Below are 21,391 nucleotides of genomic sequence, written 5' to 3' on the forward strand. Positions count from 1 at the left end.
TAATTTATAGTTATTATATTCGGTATTTTTCTTATGAATATTGCTCGTATAGACCTTAATTTGCTTGTGTATTTAGACATGTTGCTACGTGAAAGAAACGTTACACGAGCGGCAAATCAATTAGGAATAACTCAACCAGCCATGAGTAATGGACTGCGCCGATTGCGTGATCTGTTTGAAGATCCGCTATTGGTGAGAACCAGCGAAGGGATGGTGCCGACCGAGCGGGCGCAAAAGTTGCAACCGCTGATCCGCAACATCTTGGCGAATGTAGAAAAGACACTCCAGCCGACCACAGAGTTTAATGCAGAAGACAGTGAGCGCGTGTTTCGTATCATGGCGAGTGACTATGCTGAGTCGACCATTATTCAACCGCTATTGAAAAAACTGAGCGAGATAGCGCCGAAAATACGACTGGATATAATGACGCCAAGTGACGTGAGTTATCAGGATGTAGAACAAGGCACCGTGGATATTATCATCAACCGTTTTGATGACATTCCACAGTCCTTTCACCAGATGAGCCTTTGGCACGACGGGTTTTCTTGTCTATTCAGCTGTGATAATCCAATAGCCGATAACTTTGATATTTTGTCCTATTTAAAAGCGCAACATATCTGGGTAAGTAAGACGGGGATGGGAACCGGAGTGGGGATCAACCCAAGTGAAGCGCAAAAGCTCGGTTGGATAGATGAAGCGTTAATGCGCATTGGTAAAACCCGCAATATCACGGTGTTTACCCGACATTACCTATCTGCGATTCTCTTCGCTCAGCAGAAAAACCTTATCCTTACTATTCCAACCAAAGCCGCGCAATTGCAGCGCAACAACCCTAATTTGTTAATCAAACCAGCCCCATTTGCGATTGAACCCTTTGAAGTGAAGATGGCGTGGAGCCCATTGTTACAAACCAATCCAGATCACCAGTGGATGCGTCGCTTGATCAAAAGTGTCGCCAATGAAATCGAAAGTGGTGTGACCGGATAACACAGTTTTTGTGGTATTTCTTTTGTGAATATCCAATATAAGCGGCATAAATTAGCTAAATTTTTGTCAGTTACGTAAATTTATTTAGTAGTCAGCGGTTAATTTGAGAGAGATTTTATGAGCAGTCGTATTCAACAGGGAAGCTTGAGCATTGATAGCACCCTCTACCAATTAATTAATGAGCAGGTCATTCCTGGAACAGGCATAGTTGCAGAGGACTTTTGGCAATCTTTCGCAGCCATCCTTAAAGATCTGGCACCAAAGAATCGTGCACTGCTTATCAAACGTGAAGATCTTCAACATCAAATCGATGTGTGGCACCAAGAGCGTGCTGGTCAAATATTAGATGCTGCAGAGTACAAACAGTTCCTACAGCAGATTGGCTACCTAGTACCTGAAGGCGAAGACTTTCAAGTTACTACCGCAAGCGTAGAGCCTGAAATCGCAACACAAGCTGGGCCGCAGCTTGTGGTGCCTATCATGAATGCACGTTTTGCACTTAACGCAGCAAACGCGCGCTGGGGCAGTCTATATGATGCGCTCTACGGCACTGATGTGATCAGCGAAAGCGATGGTGCAGAGAAAGGTGGAAGCTTTAACCCTGTTCGTGGCGCCAAAGTAGTGAGCTATGCGCGCGGGTTCCTTGATGACGCCGCACCGCTGAATGGTGTTTCTCATAAAGACGTGACCAAATACAGCATCAGCAACGTGAGCATTGGCAACACGCTGACAGCGACGTTAGATAATGGCGAAGAAGTCACTCTAATTGATCGCAACCAATTTATTGGTTATCAAGGAGACGCAAGCGCACCTTCTTGTATCCTGCTTAAACACAATAATCTCCATATCGAAATTCAAATTGACCCGAGCGCGCCAATTGGTAGCGTCGATGTTGCTGGTATTAAAGATGTGTTGGTGGAATCGGCACTAACCACGATTATGGATTGTGAAGATTCGGTCGCTGCCGTTGATGGTGAAGACAAAGCATTGGCTTACCGCAACTGGTTAGGCTTAATGAAGGGTGACCTACAAGAGTCGCTAGAGAAAAACGGCAAGACCATCGTTCGTAATCTAAACCCCGATCGTCAATACACCAGTGTGACGGGCGGTGAAATCTCACTTAAAGGCCGCAGCATGTTGTTCATACGCAATGTGGGCCACCTAATGACTAACCCTGCAATTATTGATGCTGAAGGTAATGAAGTGCCTGAAGGTATCATGGATGGCATGGTGACATCACTCATCGCGATGCACGATTTAAAGGGGAATAGCCCTTACCAAAACTCGACCGCGAACAGCATCAATATTGTAAAACCTAAGATGCATGGCCCTGAAGAAGTGGCTTTCACCAATGAACTGTTTGGACGCATTGAGGATGCATTAGGTTTAGACCGTTTCACGATTAAAGTCGGCATCATGGACGAAGAGCGTCGTACCTCTGTGAACTTGAAAGAGTGTATTCGCGCAGCCAAAGACCGTGTCGTATTTATCAACACAGGTTTCCTAGACCGAACGGGTGATGAGATCCATACAAGCATGGAAGCGGGTCCTTTTGCGCCTAAAACACAGCTGAAAACCATGACATGGATTGGCGCATACGAAGATCAAAACGTTGATCTTGGCTTAGCTTGTGGCCTGCAAGGTAAAGCCCAGATTGGTAAAGGTATGTGGCCAGAGCCAGATAACATGGCCAAGATGATGGACGCGAAAATCGGACACCCACAAGCCGGTGCAAATACCGCTTGGGTTCCTTCTCCAACTGCGGCGACTCTGCATGCCTTGCACTATCACAAGGTGAGTGTTCCTAGCCGTCAGAAAGAGCTTCGTGAGCGTGTGAGAGCAAATGTTGACGATATTCTTACTATCCCGCTGCTAGGCAACCAAAAGCTTACTGCTCAAGATATCCAAAATGAACTGGACAACAATACGCAAGGTATTCTTGGTTACGTAGTTCGTTGGATAGACCAAGGCGTAGGTTGTTCGAAAGTGCCTGATATTAACGATGTAGGGTTAATGGAAGACCGTGCGACGCTGCGTATTTCAAGCCAACACATCGCTAACTGGTTACGTCATGGTATTTGTGAGGAAGCCCAAGTAATGAAAACCATGAAGCGTATGGCAGCTGTGGTTGATGAGCAAAATGCAGGAGATCCAAGCTACCAAAACATGGCGCCTGATTTTGAAAACAGCATTGCGTTTTCAGCAGCGTGTCAGTTGGTATTTGAAGGCTGTGCTCAGCCGAGTGGTTATACCGAGCCAGTGTTACACGCGATGCGTCTAAAGCTGAAAGCTCAGAGTGCTTGAGTCGGAAAGTGCTGAGCCGCAGATAAGCGGAAGCACAAAAAGCCCAAATCACTGAAATAGAAAAGTGATCTAATAATAAAAACAGAGAAAGAAAAATACTAAAAAAGAACCCCCCCTTTAACCGAGCCCAAGGTGCCGCGCTTTATAGCGCGGCTTTTTTTTAGCTGTTAATTAGTGCGGGATCTGAGAGTAGATGCGGGATCAGAAATTAGAAATGAAAAGCAGTTATCTTATCTCTCACCAAACCTAATTTCCGCCAAAACCTTAGTTCCCATCGAAGCTTAGTTGCCACCGAAGCATAGATACTTAATATCCATGTACTCGTCGATGCCTTCTTTAGCGCCTTCACGGCCAATGCCTGACTGTTTAACCCCACCGAAAGGTGCAACCTCAGTTGAGATCATGCCGTCGTTAATACCAACCATACCGTACTCAAGTGCTTCTGCTACCTTCCACACACGGTGGATATTCTGGCTGTAGAAGTAAGACGCCAAACCATAAATGGTGTCGTTCGCCATTTCGATCAGCTCTTCATCGCTGTCGAACTTCATCACCGGAGCGACAGGGCCAAAGATCTCTTGTTGAACGATGTCCATATCGTGCTTCACATCTTTGAGAATGACAGGCTGAATGAACAATCCGGCAAGCTCTTGAGTTGGGGTGACAGGCTGTGCACCTTGTTCAATGGCGCGATCAATCAAACCTTGAATGTTTTGTTTCGCTCTCTCACTGATCACAGGGCCAATGTTGACGTCCGCGTCTAAGCCATTGCCAATTTTAAGTTGCTGCACCGCTTGGTCGAATTTAGCCACAAACTCGTCGTGCACCTTGCTGTGAATATAGAATCGGTTAGCACAAACACAGGTTTGCCCTGCATTACGGAATTTCGAAGCCATTGCGCCTTGAACCGCAGCATCGATGTCCGCATCGTCAAACACAACAAACGGAGCATTACCACCAAGCTCCATCGAGGTACGTTTGATGCCTTTTGCCGCTTGAGCCATCAAGATACTGCCAACACGGGTAGAGCCTGTAAAAGAGATCTTCTTGATTAATGGGTGTGATGTGAATAGCTCGCCAATTTGTTCTGGGCTGTCACCCAATACCACTTGAAGCAGATCTTTAGGGATACCCGCTTGGTAAGCCAGCTCAACAACAGCAAACGCAGAAAGTGGCGTTTCGTCAGAAGGCTTCACAATAAAACTACACCCAGCCGCTAGAGCAGGTGCGGCCTTACGAGTGATCATCGCAATTGGAAAATTCCACGGTGTGATGGCACATGCTACGCCAATTGGCTGCTTGATTGTCACTAAACGCTTATCCCCGGCGGTACTTGGGATCGAGTCACCATAAGTGCGCTTAGCTTCTTCGGCGAACCATTCAATAAAGCTTGCTCCATAAACCACTTCGCCCGCGGCTTCTGCCAACGGCTTGCCTTGTTCGATCGTCATTAAGTGAGCAAGGTCATCCTTGTTTTCGAGGATCAGTTGATGCCAAGCTTTTAGTATTGCAGCGCGAGATTTAGCCGGAATTTTCGCCCACTCTTTCTGCGCAATATGAGCTCGCTCGATAGCACTGTCCAATTCCGCCTCAGATGAGATAGGCGCATGCCCAATAAGCTCACCCGTTGCTGGATTGGTCACGGCAACCGCGTTATTCGCTTCTGTCACCATAAAAGAGAGTAAGCGCTGGTTATTAATTTCTAGCATGTGATTCCTTTTCGATGATTACTTAACACGTATTGGTGCTGTTATTGAGTTGATGTCTATGGCAGTGCTGATGATTCGCTTTAGCCTGCCAAGGTTATTCTTGCGCCCAGTTGTCTGCTTCTATCTTTGCCAATGCTTTCGCGGCTTTTTGAAGAGCAGGTAGGAACTTGATCGCTTCGTCCGGCTTTACTCGAATCACAGGTGCTTGGATTGCTAAGCCGAGATTAGATTGGCCTGTTGGCGATGGAATGAGTACCGCAATACACACCAAACCCGGAAGAAACTCTTCGTCATCAATCGCAAAGCCTTGGATCTTTGCTTCTTCGATGTCTTGCTCTAACACAGAGTAGTCGGTGATGGTTTTGACTGTGTACTGAGTCAGTGGCACGTTTTCGATCAGTCTTCTGCGTTGTGATTTCGACATGTGCGCCAAAAACAGTTTGCCTGTCGCTGAGCAGTGAACAGGAACGCGAGAGCCGGGTTGCAAGTGGAAGCGAAGTGGCGCTTCGGTTTCTGCACGGTCAAGGTAGATGATCTCACCACTCGATAGTGCGGTTAGGTTGCAGCTTTCGCCGACTTCTGCTCGAAGGCTTTCAAGAATAGTACGTCGTGCACTGTGCATGGTGCTGTTGAACAGTAGGTTTTCAGCCAGATTTCTGAGTCGAATGCCAGAGCTGTAATGCTTTTCATCACCGTCTCTTTGAATGATGCCTGCGGATTCTAATTGTTGCAGCATACGGTGCAGAGTGGGTTTCGGTAGTCCGGTTTCTTCAACGAGCCCTTGAAGGGAAATAAACTCGTCTTTTTGCGCTATCACCTCTAATAGTGCAAAAAGTCGGAGAGTGGGCGTATCTCCTTGAACTTGTGGTGTTTCTGTTTGCATACAGTGATTCATCCTTGCGATATGTCTATGTGTAAGAGTGTACATACCAAATCAATATTCTTCAATTATCTGAATAAAATTTGACCTTTTTTATTATTTCAATAATATAAATGTAAATTGTGGAACAATTAATCTCAATAAATGGAATTTTAAAATGAAAGCAATTGAACGGATTATTGATAAGGCGCACTTAGATCGTAAGCGTGTGGTTTTGAGTGAAGCTGAAGACCCTCGTGTACTCAAAGCGGCACGATTAGCGATAGATAAACAGCTCGCTTATATCACGCTGGTGGGCGACGAAAAGGCGATTATCGAAGCCGCTCAGTTGCATCATATTAATCTCGCAGGCATTCATATTGTTTCACCACAAACATCAGCACTCAAAGCTGTGTTGGCTGAACGTCTGTATGAGTTAAGAAAAGCCAAAGGCATGACTTATGAGGATGCATTGGAGAAGGTCAAAGACCCACTGATTTTTTCCAACTTGATGGTGAGAGAAGGACTGGTTGACGGCACCGTTAATGGCGCCGTTTATACCACATCAGATGTAGTGCGAGCTGCGCTGCAGATCATCGGTCCAGCGCCAGACAGTGAATTGGTATCGAGCTTCTTTCTGATGATGTTGTGCGAGCCTTTCCATAATCTTAAAGGCGGCATGATTTTCAGTGATTGTGGCTTGGTGATTAACCCCAATGAAACCGAGCTTGCATCAATTGCAGTGGCGGCATCAAACAGTGCTCAAACGCTGCTTATGGAAGAACCTAAGGTGGCAATGTTGTCATTTTCTACCAACGGTAGTGCTAAACATGAATCGGTTGATAAGGTGCGTAATGCTGCTCAGTTAGTGAAACAGCGTTGCCCCGGAATAGCCGTCGATCAGGACGTTCAACTCGATGCTGCGATTGTCACTGAAATTGCGGCGAAAAAGTTGCCCGATTCAGAGGTGAAGGGCGAATCTAACGTTCTGATATTTCCCAACTTAGAGGCTGGCAATATCGGTTACAAACTTGCTGAAAGGCTAGGTGGCGCGGTCGCAATTGGTCCGTTGTTGCAAGGGCTGAATCAACCTGCCAATGACTTATCCAGAGGGTGCAGCGCCGAAGATATCTTCAATGTAATCGCGGTGACTGCCGTGCAAGCACAACAGTGTAAAACGGTAAATGCAATGACGGATACTGAAGCTGATGCTCAAGAAGCTTCAGTAGATAAAAAATCTTCAGAAGATCAAAAAGCTGAAGAAAGAGAAGAATCAGAATTTGAGTTTAGATACTAAGGCTCACACTTAAAGCTCGCACTCACACTAAGTAAAAACACCTAATTAGGATTGCTAATGGAGTTACCTGTTTTACTCGCTATTCTTGCCACCATTGCGGTAGGTACCTATTTCCAAACAGTCACGGGGTTTGGACTCGGCATTATCGTGATTGGTCTTACGGTCAGCCTTAATCTGGTTTCGTTGCCCGTGATTGCCGCCGTGGTCAGTATCGTGACCTTGTTTAATTGTTTGGTCGCGTTGATGGGCAGGCCACTGCTTGGGGAACTCAAAATTCTGGTGGTGTTAGTGATTGGTATTATCCCCGGTGTGTCGTTGGGAGTGTTTTTACTGGATGAGTTGACTGAGTCGGCAACGCATATCCTGCGAGGGTTATTGGGGGCAATGGTGTTATTCGCAGGTCTGAGCTTTATGTTCAAACCAAAAACCAGAAAAGACCGCTCGGCAACCGTGTCTTTCTTGTTGTCTGGCTTTAGTTCTGGGCTCGCAGGAGGGCTGTTTGGGATGGCGGGCCCACCGATTGTTTATCATCTCTATCGACAGCCTTTTACGCTCGATCTGGTGCGGAGCACACTGTTGATGGTGTTCGCTTGTACGTCGATGTCTCGTACCGTCAATGTCTACGCAGCAGGTGACATGGATGCGAGCATACTGTGGTTGTCTGCTATTGCTGTTCCCTTGGTGGCGCTTGTGACTATGTTTGCTCGGCGCTTTCCGCCGCCGTTGTCGAATGACCAACTCAGGAAGTTGGTATTTATGGTGTTGATGTTGATTGGTGGGTATTTGATGGCTGTTTCTGCATGGTCGTTGCTTGGCTCTTCCTAAACCATTCTCGACAAAGGAGGCTAGTGATTCGCTAGCCTAAGCCTTTCTGTTTAAACACGCTTTAGCATCTCAAAGATACTCCTAGACAACCCAAATAAGCAGCTCTCCTGCACATCTAAAGTGATGTTACTTCGGTAGTACGGGCTTAAATCGACGCCCATCCCCACGCCATGAATTTCGATACTGTTTTTGATCGACTCGCGCTCAATCACTTGTTTGAGGTGGTTATCCAAATAGAACTGATCATTGGCTGTGCTGGTGGCGGTATCCATCGGGCAGCCGTCTGAGAACACAATCAAAACCTTTCGCTGTGCGCTATGTTGCTGCAAGCGCTGGCTAGCGAACTGAACCGCTTCACCATCAATCCCTTCTTTAAAGATGTCTGCTTTGCGAAGGCTCGCAATGCCAAGACGAGAGCGCCTCCAATGGGTATCAAAATCCTTAAACACTATGTGTCGAACCTCGTTTAAACGGCCTGGGTGTTCCGGTTGACCTTGCTTGAGCCACTGTCGATAAACCTTGCCACCATTCCAGTTGTTGGTGGTGAAGCCTATAATCTCGAAAGGGATGTTGGCTAGCCCGACGGATTTGAGAATCGTATCCATCAGTAGACTGAGCTTGTGACTGTGTTTTTGCATTGAGCCTGAGCAGTCCATTAGAAATGTGATGGCACATTGATGAGATGCGCCAATGTCAGGTTGATAGAAGACAGCACGATCCAACGGTGATGTGATGAGTTTGGTGATAGTGGTGGCGTTGACGATGCCTTCTTCCAAATGATCCTGACGTCGATTCCTTTGGGGCGTCGCAACAAAGCGGGTGAGCATAGCGGCTAAACGGCGGGTGTTCACTTGTCTCGCCATAATGTCATCGGTGAGCTTTTGCCTAAGCTCGAGTAACAGGGCGCGCCTGACGAGTTTATCTGCGGCAACCACTTGATCAAACTCTGAGTTATAAATCTGATAATTGGCGCCCGACAGCTCGAACACCTTGCTGCTGCCTGTTATGTCGGTATCGACGTCTTCATCTTGAATGTCGCCATCAACGATAAGAGCCAGCTGCGCGAGGATCTTGATGTCTTCTTCAACCGTAGGGGTTGGCGAGTTATTACTCTCTTGTTCTTGGTTGATGAGTTCTTGCGCTAAAGAGGCCAGTTCATTGGCGCAGTGAGCAAACTGTTGTTGGTCGGCTCGATGTGCCTTCAAGCGCTTCAGGCTGCTTCCGAATATAGGTACGATGCCCGCACGATTTGATTCAATGGCTTCAGCAATCGGCTCAGAAACTGGAACACCGGTTAAGCGAGTGTGGATAACCTGCATCAGTGTGAACAGCAAAATCCCAATGCGAGATTCGGTAAAACCATTCTGATGATATTGGTCGCTCCAATACGCAAAGTTGAACTGAATGCTCTTAGTCACGCCTTTTAGGTAAGACGGGACTTGTGACTCGATTCGTACCTGTTCGCAAAAATCATATAACAGACGTTCGACTTCGTTTTTCGGTCGTAATGAATAGTGAAGATCAGTATCTGACAACAAGAGTCGCAGCGCCGATGAGTCGATCTTGCCTTGCATTGAGAGCTTGCTGTTTGTTAACTCATGGCGAGAAACAAAGGTAAGATCGTTGGTGTGTGCAGACTGATAATAGCAGGGGCTATTACCGTTATAGAGACGCTCTCCCCGATAATTCAGGTTCAATTCACCACTGATCGCTCTAGCGACAGACACACCAAGGTCGAGGATCTTTTTCTGCTGAGAAGAAACATTGGCCATGGTTTACAACTCCGACTGCGCATAACTTTGAGTAGGCGTTTCTAGGGCCTCACCAAAGCAACGGAAGTAATATTCACTTACCAACTCTTTCTCTTCATTTTCACAACGGTTGAGGAATGAAAGCCTAAATGCCGTGGCTACGTTATCGAATATTCGGATATTTTCGGCCCATGTGATCACGGTTCTCGGAGACATTACCGTCGACAGATCGCCCGCTCTAAAACCATTTCGCGTTAAACCAGCGGTTGCTATCATTTTCTCAACTAGCTGCTGACCATTTTCATTGTTCAATTCTGGGCGCTTTGATAAGACGATCTTGGTTTCATGTTGCGGATCTAAATAGTTAAGCGTGGCGATGATGTTCCATCGGTCAAGCTGGCTATGGTTAAGCACTTGAGTACCGGAATACAACCCCGAGAAATTACCTAAACCAAGTGTGTTACAGGTAGCAAATAGGCGGAAAGAAGGGTGAGGCGTGATCACTCGGTTTTGCTCTAAAGAGGTGTATTTTCCGTCTTGCTCTAAGAGTTGTTGAATCACAAACATCACATCTGGTCGTCCTGCATCGTATTCGTCTAATACCAGAGCGATGGGTTGCTGGATACTTTGCGGAAGAATGCCTTCTTTAAACTCTGTCACCTGCATTCCATCTTTAATGACGATGCTGTCCTTTCCTATGAAATCCAATCTGCTTAAGTGCCCGTCTAGGTTGATCCTCAAACACGGCCAGTTCAATCTCGCGGCAATTTGTTCAATGTGGGAAGACTTGCCCGTTCCGTGTGTACCTTGTATCAACGTGCGGCGATTAGAGGTGAAACCCGCCAATATCGCTAGTGTTACTTCCGGATCAAAACAGTAGTTAGGATCGACCTTGGGTACATACTCTCCCGCATGTTGAAACGCCAATACGGTTAGGTTGCTGTCGATGCCAAAACACTCTCTCACACTTACTGGTTGCGTTGGTATCAATTCCGCATCATTCATTTTTCTTCCCTCTTAATAGCTTCCATTGACTGCCGCGATGGGCAGTATGTCATCGATTATTAACAGCTCACTCTAAGTTAACGGCACTTTTTGTACGAAAAACTACCAATAATGTGATCTGGTTTTATTAATTAGAATGAATTGTTCCAATTTAATATAAAAAGTTGACGCGCAAAAATTCCACTACTAAGGTGAAATTGAATTCGAAAAAGAGACAATTCATTCCGAAAAATGAAATTTTGGTTAACTCAAGGAGAATGGAAGAATGAGTGAGCAAGAAAAACGTACGGTTGTTTCCGGCACAGTAACAATGACACCATCAGAAGCGTTCGTTGAAACTATGGTTGCTAATGATGTTACCGACATGTTCGGCATCATGGGGTCAGCATTTATGGACGCAATGGATATCTTTGCTCCTGCTGGCATTCGATTGGTCCCAGTGGTTCACGAGCAAGGTGCTGCTCACATGGCAGATGGTTATTCTCGTGTATCTGGTCGCCATGGCGTGGTTATCGGGCAGAATGGCCCAGGTATTAGTAACTGTGTGACTGCGATTGCAGCGGCGTTCTGGGCACATAGCCCGGTCGTAATTGTGACGCCAGAGACAGGTACAAAAACAATGGGCTTAGGTGGTTTCCAAGAGTGTAACCAGCTTCCAATGTTCCAAGAGTTTACTAAGTATCAAGGACACGTAACGCATCCAGACCGTATGGCGGAATACACAGGCCGATGCTTCGACCGCGCGATGAGCGAAATGGGTCCGACTCAGCTGAATATTCCACGTGACTACTTCTACGGTGAAACTCAAACCGAGATCCCTAAACCCGCGCGTTTAGACCGTGGTCCGGGTGGTGAGAAATCTCTGAATGAAGCAGCAGACCTGATTGCTGAAGCGAAATTCCCAGTCATCATTTCTGGTGGCGGCGTGGTAATGGCAGATGCAGTTCAAGAGTGTGCGGCATTGGCAGAAAGACTAGGTGCCCCAGTAGTGAACAGCTACCTGCACAATGACTCTTTCCCTGCGAGTCACCCATTATGGTGTGGTCCTCTAGGCTACCAAGGTTCGAAAGCAGCAATGAAGTTGATGGCTCAAGCGGATGTGGTTATCGCGTTGGGTACACGTCTTGGTCCATTTGGTACCTTGCCTCAACATGGCATGGATTACTGGCCGAAAGACGCGAAAATCATTCAGATCGATGCAGACAACAAGATGCTTGGCCTTGTTAAGAAGATTTCTGTGGGTATTTGTGGCGACGCAAAAGCAGCGGCTGTAGCATTAGCTGAAAGACTAGAAGGTCGTGCACTATTGTGTGATGACAACAAAGGCGCTCGCCAAGACACAGTAGCAACAGAAAAAGCGCTGTGGGAAAAAGAGCTTGATGAGTGGACGCACGAACGTGATTCGTTCAGCTTGGATATGATTGAAGAAAACTCACACGAGACTCCGTTCTCTGGTGGTGAATATCTTCACCCTCGCCAAGTACTGCGTGAGCTAGAAAAAGCGATGCCAGAAGACGTAATGGTTTCAACGGATATCGGTAACATCAACTCAGTGGCAAACAGCTACTTACGCTTTGAAAAACCACGCAGCTTCTTTGCTGCAATGAGTTTCGGTAACTGTGGTTACGCATTCCCGACCATCATTGGTGCGAAAGCAGCAGCACCTCATCGCCCTGCTATCTCTTATGCAGGTGACGGTGCGTGGGGCATGAGCTTGATGGAGACCATGACATGTGTTCGTCATAACATTCCTGTAACAGCCGTGGTATTCCACAACCGTCAATGGGGTGCAGAGAAGAAGAACCAAGTCGACTTCTACAACCGACGCTTTGTTGCTGGTGAATTGGATAATCAGAGCTTTGCGGAAATCGCACGAGCAATGGGCGCGGAAGGTATCACGGTTGATAAGCTAGAAGATGTAGGTCCAACTTTGCAAAAAGCCATCGACATGCAAATGAACGAAGGCAAAACAACCATCATTGAAATTATGTGTACTCAGGAATTGGGCGACCCGTTCCGCCGAGATGCACTATCAACGCCGGTTCGTTTCCTAGATAAGTACAAAGACTACGTATAAGTCATAGGAAGTTTGCCCGGCCAGCGCATCATCGAGAAGGTTATCGAGCGCATGGTCGGGTAATATTAACGGGTATTGGCAAGTGCTTAGGTGAAGAACATAAACGCTTAGTTCAATAATCTCTAGTTAAACATTAGAACACTAATTAAATGGCTCATAAGTATATAAGTGGTTTTAGATATATACACTTTGTCACTCGTTATTATTAATCGGTCCTTAACTAATGGATCCAAAAATAGTTCTTTGACGAAGATGTATACCTATTATTATTTTGGGAAGTTATAGCTGACGATGTTAATTTTATAATCGTAAATGTTGATGCTTGGATTGTACCGAATTTAAATTAAGTGACCTATTACATGCATGTTGTGAAAAATAAACGTTATATAAGTTCAATAGAAGAACTGTATGAAATAATCGATTCGCTAATTGCTGAATGTAGTGGGTGTCGTGGTTTAATTTATAACGTGTGTGATTATGAAAACAGTAATCTGATGCCAAGCTTAGGTCGCTCAAATCGAAAGAATATTCGCCGTGTCGAACAAGAGATTCTCTCGACCGTGAGAGTTTATGGCGGGCATTCGTTGAGTGCACACGAGATAAACGATTGGTTATTGATGTGTTTAGCCAAGAAACAGGGGTTTCCTACCCGTTTACTTGAGTGGACAGATAACCTGGTCAATGCGTTGTGGTCTGTGTGTCATAGCCAAAGTAAAGACTGTATCAATATTATTAAAGCTATTGATTATCAAAAGGTTAGTGTTTTTAGCTCGCCGTGTGATCTCAACAAAACTCAGATATTTAATGTGGCGGACTGCGATCAGCAAGAGCCACGCAAGGACAAGTGGTATTCCATTCACCCATTTAAGGAAGGTGGCAATGATGCCATTCAGCCTTTGTATGATGAGCAAGGATATTCAAACGGTCTAGTGTCCGTTCATATTCTTCCATCAGTGAAAGTAAACCTGATAAAGGAGTTAATATCCATGAATGTTTTAAATGAACCGACAGAGTATGTCGAAGAGAAACTAACGGATTTAAAAAATGAAGCCCATGTAGATAACAATCAAGTAATAAATAAAGGTGACGGAAATATTGAATTGCAAGTTAATACTCATGAACGTCAACTTGAACAGTATGGCCGAAAGTATCATCAAGATTTTGATTTCGACTAAAGTCTAATATTTCTACTGATTTTATTTAGAGCTCATATAAATCTAGTGAGTTACAGGATAAATAAAATTAGAACACCAATTAATGTATAAAAAGATGAAATCTGTGAGCTTAAAGATTGTTTATAACCTAACTCGAAGTTAGAGTGGCGAAGCTTGTTATCAAGTTGTTAAATTTTCACAGATCTAGTTTAAACACTCTAATAAAAAAGTGGCGCAAAGCTACTGAAATTTAAACCAATAACGAAAACATAAAGGATTCTGGAATATGAATATGCAAACCAATGCAGCGACATTCGTGCTGGAAAACCAAGTCGATACCGCCTTTTTACAGTCTTTTAGTGATGCGTGGAATAACCATGATATTGAAGCGCTGATGTCTTTCATGACAGAAGACTGTGTATTCCACACGGTGGCAGGAGAAGGCTTGCTTGGAAACACTATCGAAGGGTACGAAGCAGTTCGAAATAGCTTTGAATTGGTTTGGCAGAACTTTCCAGATGCGGCTTGGAGCGATCCTGTCCACTTTGTGTGCGGTGACCGCGCTGTGAGTGAATCAACGTTTTCTGCGACGAACCCAGATGGCAGTGTCATCGAAGCTCGCATGGTCGACGTATTTACTCTGAAAGATGGAAAAATCAGCGTAAAAAATGCCTACCGTAAAACACGACCTCTTTTGACTCCTAACAACACTTCCAAGAGCTAGACACGAAACCACAACCCGTTCACGTGTTATGACTAGGAGAGTCGAATTATGAGTTTAGTAATGGAACAACCGGCAGCCGATGTGCCGCCAAAGGTGAAAAGCACCCAAGCAAAAGAAAGTACCCAAGCAAAAGATAAATACGATCCAAAATACGATCCACTTAAAGACAAGAGCCCAGGTCACGGTAAGGAATACGCCCCGACTTATTGGGTAGATACTGCAGGTACACCACCTGAAGATGATGGCCCAATCACGTCAGACATGGATGTCGATGTGGCGATAATCGGTTCAGGCTACACTGGCCTGAGCACCGCGATACATCTTGCTGAGATGTACGGCATTAAAGCAACAGTGATTGAAGCTAACCGCTTGAGCTGGGGTTGCAGTACCCGAAATGGTGGTCAAGCACAGTGTGCATCTGGGCGTTTGAAGCGTTCTCAGTGGATTGAACGCTGGGGCCTAGAAACGGCGCTCAAAATGCACCGCGAGTGTGTGGATGGCATGGAAACATTCAAGTCACTGATCAAAGACATCGATTGTGAGCCACAACCGGGCGGCCACCTATATGTGGCTCACCGTCCAAAAGTGATGGCAACACTTGAGAAAGAAGCCAAGTTGCTGCGTGACACGTTCGATTACGATGCCCAGATCTTAGATGCGGAAACTGTAAAGCGTGATTACGTTGGCGACCAAGAAGCGGCAGGCGCGATGCATGAACCCGAAGGGATTGGTATTCATGCCGGGAAACTGGCGTTTGGTTACCTAAGAAAGGCGCGGGCACTCGGCGTTAAGGTTCACCCATCTAGCCCAGTTATGGGGTGGGAAACTCGTGGCGGTGTGCATTACCTGAAAACGCCAGGTGGTGTTGTGAAGGCGCGTTCTGTCGGTGTTTGTACGGGTGGGTATACCAGCCAAGGTTTGCATTCCGAGCTTAAGAATCGCCTATTACCAGTGCTTTCTAATTCGATGGTGACACGTCCGTTAACTCAAGACGAAATCGCCGAGTGTAACTTCAAAACCAATCAAGTGATTACTGATACTCGAATTCTGCGCCACTACTACCGTTTGTTACCGGATAACCGAGTGCAGATTGGTACACGCAGTGCCATCAGTGGCAAGAACGCACCTGAAAAGAAATATGAAGACATGTTGCGAGCGGATTTAACCCGAAAATTCCCGTCTCTCGATCAGATCCAAATCGATTATTCATGGTGGGGTTGGGTGGATGTTAGCCACGACATGATGCCGAGAATTTATCAGCCGAATCCAAAACAATCCATCTTCTACGCACTGGGATATGGCGGTAATGGTGTGATGTATTCCGCTCAAGCAGGTAAACGCCTTGCTCAGTGGATCGCAGGTGAAGGTCACAAGCTCGACCTACCAATATTTGAATCAAAACTTCCGTTCCCCAACGTGAGGGAAGTGGTGGAATCAGAGATGTTTGCACCGTTTCGAAGAATGGGGCAGCGGTTCCTTTATCAGTGGTATTCGTTAAAGGATGAAAGGCTGTAACTACCCGAACATTGTTTCCAAAATAGGGAAATAGAACTACGACCAGGAAAGTTGTACCAGGTCACCTTGTGAGCAAAGTACAGGCAGGAAGTCTGTATGATAGGAAAGGTTAAGACTATGAAATTGATTAAAAATAAAATTATTGCTGGTGTCACTATTGTAGCAACAGCGGTGCTATCTCATACCGCGGCAGCAGCGAATTTTAAAATGGCTATCGGCGATGCTGCTGGTGGTACGCAATGGGAATTAGCGACCTCATTCTCTGAGCTGATGGAACAAAAAACAGACGGTAAAGTGAAAATCGATCTGTTCCCGAATGGCCAATTAGGCAATGAGCAAGACACCGTAAACGATGCGGCAATCGGTCTTCTCGACTTCTCTGTACTGGCGATCAACAACGTGACGCCTTTCTCTCCAACCGTTGGTCTATTGACCATGCCTTACGTGATTCAAAGCGCAGAAGAAGCAGTGCTACTGACTCAAGGTCAAGTAGGCCAAGACTTAGTCGATAACACGATTCGTGATGCTGGTGTTCGTATTGTCGGTTGGGCGTATTCTGGCTTTAGGGTTTTGACTAACTCGAAAAAGCCCGTTGCTTCACCAGAAGATCTAAAAGGGCTAGTGATTCGTGTTCCTCGTAACGAAATCATGATTGCGTCTTATCAAGCATGGGGCGTTAACCCAACGCCAATGGCGTGGTCTGAGACTTTCACTGGCCTGCAACAAGGCGTGGTAGATGGTCAAGATAACCCTTACATCACAGTCCACGCGATGAAGTTCAACGAAGTACAAAAGTACGTGACCAACATTCGCTACATTTTCTCTCTAGAACCTCTGATTGTGAGTGAAACGGTTTTCCAACAACAGACACCTGAAATGCAAAAAATCATTCTTGAAGCAGGTCAGGAAGCGACAGAGCACAGCTTTGCTTATCTAGAAAATACGGAAAACAAGATCCGCGAAGAGCTACAAGCGAAAGGTATGGTATTCACAGACCCAGCAGACAACGAGCAAGAGTGGATCAACAAGGTGACTAAGTCAGTTTGGCCTAAGTTCTACTCAAGCATTGGGGGCAAAGACAAGCTAGACGACGTTCTTGAGTTACTAGGTAGAAAGTAACGATTAGATTCGCCCTATCAGCTGCTCTCTGCTACTTAATCACCTAGCAATAGAACAGTGAGATAGGGCATTTACATGGCTTTACTCGTTGATCTGTTCTGTACCTGATCTTTTTAGGACCGTGAGCGACTGGTTGTCATGTGGAAATCAACATTGGAGGCTATATGTCAGTCGCTAAAACAATAAAAAAGCACTTAAACAACATTGAGGAATATACGTGTTGTCTGCTGCTCGCAAGCTTTGTCCTATTGCTGTTCACACAAATTCTTACTCGCCAGTTCTTTGATTACTCTATCCCTTGGGGGGATGAGGTCGCTACTTACATGTTCGTTTGGTTTGCCTATCTAGGGGCTGTTGTGGCGGCCAAGATGTCGGCGCACAACCGAGTGAGCTTTCACTTTAAATTCTTTCCGCCAATCGTGCAGACCGTGAGTGAAACCATCGCTGACTTCTTATGGCTCTGTTTCAACGGCTACTTCGTTTACCTCAGCTACGACTTCGTGTTCAACAAAATGAATCTGTTTTGGAAGTCTCAGACTACAGGTATCCCGATGAAGTACTTCTACATGATTTTACCTATCGCGTTTTCACTGATGATGATTCGAATTATCTGGAATAATTATGAGCGTTTATTCAAAGGCGCAACCAACGAAGATCCAGAAGTCAAAGAGCTGCGCAAAATGACGGCACAAAAGTCTGCGCAATAGTCATCACAGAGAATAGTCGTAATAGAGAGATGTAATAATGGAATCCTATTTAACTCTAATTTTATTTGGTGGCTTTTTAACGCTTTTAATCCTAGGCGCACCAATCACAGTATCACTGGCCGGCGCTTCGATGGCGGCCTATATGTTGCTCGATAAAAATCCCATCGCTTTAGTACAAATCGCGTTTACCTCGGTGGGTAACTTCCCATTAATGGCGCTGCCAGCCTTTGTTCTTGCGGGTGCCTTAATGGAGGCAGCGGGTATCTCCAAACGTCTGGTGGATATCGCTGAAAGCTTAGCTGGGCCCGTAACTGGCGGGCTTGGCGCGGCAACGGTAATGGCATGTCTTTTCTTTGGTGCTATTTCGGGTTCAGGCCCTGCAACCACCGCCGCGGTAGGCATGTTAATGGTGCCTGCGATGGTGAAGCGTGACTACGATAAGAGCTACGCATCGGCAGTTACAGCTGCATCCGGTGGGTTGGGTATTATCATCCCGCCATCTATTCCTTTGGTTATCTTTGGTATCTCTGCAATGGGCTTAATGGCGCCACCGGAAGCCATTGCTCAACACGGCCAGTTTGCTTCTCTGTCGATTCCAAAGCTGTTTGTCGCTGGGGTTGTACCAGGCTTCATCATGGCATCGACGCTGGTGGTAACCAACTACTTCATTGCTAAGCGAGAAGGCTATAAAGGGCTGACCGAAACGTGGTCGTTTGGTGATGTAAGGCACTACTTGCGACGTGGATTATGGTCGATATTAGCGCCGTTCTTGATTCTTGGCGGTATCTACAGCGGCATGTTCACACCAACAGAATCAGCGGTTGTGGCGATTTTCTATTCGCTGTTTGTGGGTGTGTTTATCCACCGAGAGTTATCGTTCAAAAGCGTGATGAAATCTCTATCAACCACGACGTGGATCACCGGACGCGTATTGTTAATCCTCTTTGCTGCCACCGTGTTTGGACGCTTGTTGATTGAGCAAAAAATCCCAGTTGTTGTGGCGGAATCACTACTCAGTTTCACCGACAACATGTACATGGTGTGGGCTCTGACGATTACCTTGCTGCTGTTCATCGGCATGTTTATGGAAACCTTAGCTGCGATCATGATTATTGTGCCAGTGCTGCTACCAATCATGTACATGTTGGGCGCGGATCCAACTCACGTGGGCATTGTGGTGGTGTGTACCTTATCGATAGGCTTTGCAACGCCGCCGCTCGGCGAAAACATCTTTGTCGCCTCGGGGATCGGTGGCTCCACGGTTGAGCAGATTACCGCGAAGATCCACCCCTTTGTTCTTGCTTCTGTTGTGGGCGTGTTTGTTATCGCTTTCTTCCCACAAATTACGCTTTGGCTACCGTCCTTAGTGGGCTATTAGGAGAAGTCACTATGAATATATCAAGAATTATCCTTATTGGTTGTGCCGTATTTGCAGTAATCAGCGGCATTGGATTGCGTGCTGAACATTCAGAAACAGCGAAAGAAAACGAGCCAGTTAATGTGCTCGATATTTCAGAGCCACATGTGGTCAGTGATGCGGAAAGAAGAGCCAAAACCTTGCTTGCGAAAGCGGTGGTGCACATTCAAAAAGAAGGTGACGACAGCGTGAAAGACTTCATGAGTGATGCCGAATATATAGACGGTGAACTCTATGTGTTTGCTCTTGGTATTGATGGCCAATTCCTTGCCAGTGGCGGCTCTTCGATGGTGTTGGTGGGCGACAGTGTGTTGGATACCCAAGACGTTTACGGCAATCCTTTTTTCCGTGAAATGATCACTAAAGCGGTTCACAACGGCTTTGGTGAAGTTAAGTATCACTGGAGCAACCCAACTGATCGCATGGGTGAGCCGAAAACCACTTTCTTTGAGCGTGTTGGAGATGTGATTGTTGCTGTGGGCTTTTACCCAGAGCGTTCCAGTGCGGCCGAGGCTAAGAACCTACTGGCGAGAGCGATGACCGCGATAGTGGAGTCTGAGCAACAGAGCCTTGCTGAGTTTAATGACGCTGAAGGCAGTTTTGTTGAGGGAGACCTGTATGTGTTCGTGATGGATATGAGCTCTGGAAAGTTGCTCGCGCACGGTGTATCCCCTGAGCTTGTTGGGCGTTCGCACAACGAAATCCTAAGTCCTGACGATAAGCCAATTCTCACTGAGATGTTAAACCTAGCGAAAGAAAATGGCCGAGGCGTTTATACCTATCGATGGCTAAACCCGCTGTCGAGCAAAGTGGAAACCAAGCACACTTACTATCGAGTGATCGACAATAAGCTGGTTGGTGTTGGTTATTACACAAATTCAAACAACACGTAAAAGTGTTTCTACTGAGCCCTCAACCCAATTAGATAAAGGGCTGGGGGCTCAAAATGTCGGTTTGTGTAAAAAAGCAATTTAGTAAAATTAACACTGTGAAATTTTTGTTGTGAAATTGTTTTGAAAATACAAGTAGTATGAAATACATGGAAGCAACACAGTAAAGAACAATTTTGAAAAGGGTCAATCAGGATTTTTGACCTACATGAAATTCAAAGCCGTACGAGGGATAGATTATGAATATGCTGACACTAGACAAAACAGAACTTCACAGAAACCATTCAACATTTATTGCTGAAGCTGTCTTTGCCGTAGAAATGGTGAAAGCAGACAAGCAGCTCGAAAAACAAAAAATGGCGAAACAGTTGCTTGATACTCTATTTCCTCTTGAGGCGGGTTCGCACGAAGACGCAGTGAGCTATGAGATTGACTACCGACATGTTCAGGTTTACTTCAAAAATGGCGAACATACTGGCCTAAAACGAGCGAAGCACTTTGTGGCTTTCACCGGCGATAAGTCTAAGCCTTCAGCAATCCTATTTCGTGATGAAAGCGGTACACACGTTGAAGTGACAATCGGTGCTCGTAAAGGCACCGGCTACTTAGAATTGGTTGATATTCAAGATATCCAGTTAGAGACATGCACCACGTTTGGCCAAACTGAGGCGAGCCGTTCTTCTGGCATCCGTCACTGGGTGAGTTTAGTGAAAGGCGATGAAAGCGGTCGACCGAACGCTTCAAGTGAAGATAAAGAGTTCACGGCAAAAAATGGCGAAGACTATAACCTAGGTTTTTGCTTCGCGATCTAATGTGCTGTCTTTGAAATGTGAAGTGCTGCTCTGCTAGACGTAGCACTGACATTTGAATACTGATTTCTCTTTTACCTTTGGTAATTTCCCCGCCCCTATAGCGGGGCTTTTTTGTTAGAGCTATAAATAAATTAGGCTATTGTTGATTTTATCTTTAGAAAGTTTGAATGAGATTTTACAGTGCGTTATTTTTATTTAAAGTGCTGTATTTAAACATTTTTATTTGTTTGTTTAATTCT

General features: G+C 45.8%; 17 protein-coding genes. 13 read left to right on the forward strand and 4 right to left on the reverse strand.

Translation table 11 applies throughout. From position 1 onward, the window contains the following. Positions 1 to 33 precede the first annotated feature (33 nt). On the forward strand, positions 34 to 987 hold the full coding sequence (locus L4C44_RS12235) for a LysR family transcriptional regulator (protein WP_061038005.1): 954 nt from the start codon (positions 34 to 36) through the stop codon (positions 985 to 987). 117 nt (positions 988 to 1,104) lie between these two features. Then, positions 1,105 to 3,291: a malate synthase G gene (locus L4C44_RS12240; RefSeq protein WP_146490955.1), complete on the forward strand. Its 2,187-nt coding sequence runs from the start codon at positions 1,105 to 1,107 to the stop codon at positions 3,289 to 3,291. Between the two features lie 281 nt (positions 3,292 to 3,572). Here the strand turns inward: L4C44_RS12240 and L4C44_RS12245 are convergent, their stop codons facing one another. Then, positions 3,573 to 5,000 carry an NAD-dependent succinate-semialdehyde dehydrogenase gene (locus L4C44_RS12245; RefSeq protein WP_146490954.1) on the reverse strand — a complete coding sequence of 476 codons (1,428 nt, stop codon included), beginning with the start codon at positions 4,998 to 5,000 and terminating at the stop codon, positions 3,573 to 3,575. 94 nt (positions 5,001 to 5,094) lie between these two features. Further along, the gene (locus tag L4C44_RS12250; protein ID WP_428805130.1) at positions 5,095 to 5,883 is read right to left on the reverse strand and encodes an IclR family transcriptional regulator; all 789 of its coding nucleotides are present in this window, start codon (positions 5,881 to 5,883) and stop codon (positions 5,095 to 5,097) included. Between the two features lie 154 nt (positions 5,884 to 6,037). On the opposite strand from L4C44_RS12250, the gene pta reads away from it, so the two are divergent. Both pta and L4C44_RS12260 read left to right on the forward strand, forming a co-directional pair. Further along, complete coding sequence (gene pta, locus L4C44_RS12255) at positions 6,038 to 7,156, forward strand: phosphate acetyltransferase (RefSeq protein WP_428805131.1); 1,119 nt, start codon at positions 6,038 to 6,040, stop codon at positions 7,154 to 7,156. Positions 7,157 to 7,213: 57 nt separating this feature from the next. After that, positions 7,214 to 7,981, forward strand: coding sequence for a TSUP family transporter (locus L4C44_RS12260; protein WP_428805164.1), 768 nt, complete (start codon positions 7,214 to 7,216; stop codon positions 7,979 to 7,981). 50 nt (positions 7,982 to 8,031) lie between these two features. Here the strand turns inward: L4C44_RS12260 and L4C44_RS12265 are convergent, their stop codons facing one another. Beyond that, entirely contained in the window at positions 8,032 to 9,753 is a 1,722-nt protein-coding gene (locus L4C44_RS12265; RefSeq protein ID WP_428805132.1) for a cobaltochelatase CobT-related protein, read from the reverse strand. 3 nt (positions 9,754 to 9,756) lie between these two features. Then, positions 9,757 to 10,737 (reverse strand): AAA family ATPase, encoded by a 981-nt coding sequence (locus L4C44_RS12270; protein WP_428805133.1) that lies wholly within the window; start codon positions 10,735 to 10,737, stop codon positions 9,757 to 9,759. Between the two features lie 265 nt (positions 10,738 to 11,002). Between L4C44_RS12270 and xsc the strand changes: the two genes are divergently transcribed. The 9 genes from xsc (at position 11,003) to L4C44_RS12315 (ending at position 21,152) form a co-directional block, all read left to right on the forward strand. After that, a complete protein-coding gene (xsc, locus tag L4C44_RS12275) occupies positions 11,003 to 12,814 on the forward strand; it encodes a sulfoacetaldehyde acetyltransferase (protein WP_050643312.1) in 1,812 nt (603 codons plus the stop codon). A 359-nt stretch (positions 12,815 to 13,173) separates the two neighbouring features. After that, positions 13,174 to 13,989: an FRG domain-containing protein gene (locus L4C44_RS12280; RefSeq protein ID WP_428805134.1), complete on the forward strand. Its 816-nt coding sequence runs from the start codon at positions 13,174 to 13,176 to the stop codon at positions 13,987 to 13,989. Between the two features lie 265 nt (positions 13,990 to 14,254). Continuing rightward, entirely contained in the window at positions 14,255 to 14,692 is a 438-nt protein-coding gene (locus tag L4C44_RS12285; RefSeq protein ID WP_428805135.1) for a nuclear transport factor 2 family protein, read from the forward strand. A gap of 48 nt (positions 14,693 to 14,740) precedes the next feature. Further along, a complete protein-coding gene (locus L4C44_RS12290; RefSeq protein ID WP_428805136.1) occupies positions 14,741 to 16,207 on the forward strand; it encodes an NAD(P)/FAD-dependent oxidoreductase in 1,467 nt (488 codons plus the stop codon). Between the two features lie 117 nt (positions 16,208 to 16,324). Then, positions 16,325 to 17,326 carry a TRAP transporter substrate-binding protein gene (locus L4C44_RS12295; protein ID WP_048609745.1) on the forward strand — a complete coding sequence of 334 codons (1,002 nt, stop codon included), beginning with the start codon at positions 16,325 to 16,327 and terminating at the stop codon, positions 17,324 to 17,326. A 164-nt stretch (positions 17,327 to 17,490) separates the two neighbouring features. Then, positions 17,491 to 18,033 carry a TRAP transporter small permease gene (locus L4C44_RS12300; protein ID WP_017064289.1) on the forward strand — a complete coding sequence of 181 codons (543 nt, stop codon included), beginning with the start codon at positions 17,491 to 17,493 and terminating at the stop codon, positions 18,031 to 18,033. A gap of 37 nt (positions 18,034 to 18,070) precedes the next feature. Next, on the forward strand, positions 18,071 to 19,411 hold the full coding sequence (locus tag L4C44_RS12305) for a TRAP transporter large permease (protein WP_017064290.1): 1,341 nt from the start codon (positions 18,071 to 18,073) through the stop codon (positions 19,409 to 19,411). Between the two features lie 11 nt (positions 19,412 to 19,422). Further along, positions 19,423 to 20,343, forward strand: a complete 921-nt coding sequence (locus L4C44_RS12310; protein ID WP_428805137.1) for a cache domain-containing protein — start codon at positions 19,423 to 19,425, stop codon at positions 20,341 to 20,343. Positions 20,344 to 20,579: 236 nt separating this feature from the next. Then, positions 20,580 to 21,152 carry an aldolase/citrate lyase/malate synthase family protein gene (locus L4C44_RS12315; protein WP_017094519.1) on the forward strand — a complete coding sequence of 191 codons (573 nt, stop codon included), beginning with the start codon at positions 20,580 to 20,582 and terminating at the stop codon, positions 21,150 to 21,152. The last annotated feature ends 239 nt before the right edge of the window (positions 21,153 to 21,391 follow it).

Origin of the sequence: Vibrio satsumensis (assembly GCF_050337435.1) — a bacterium.
GTDB classification, from domain to species: domain Bacteria; phylum Pseudomonadota; class Gammaproteobacteria; order Enterobacterales; family Vibrionaceae; genus Vibrio; species Vibrio satsumensis.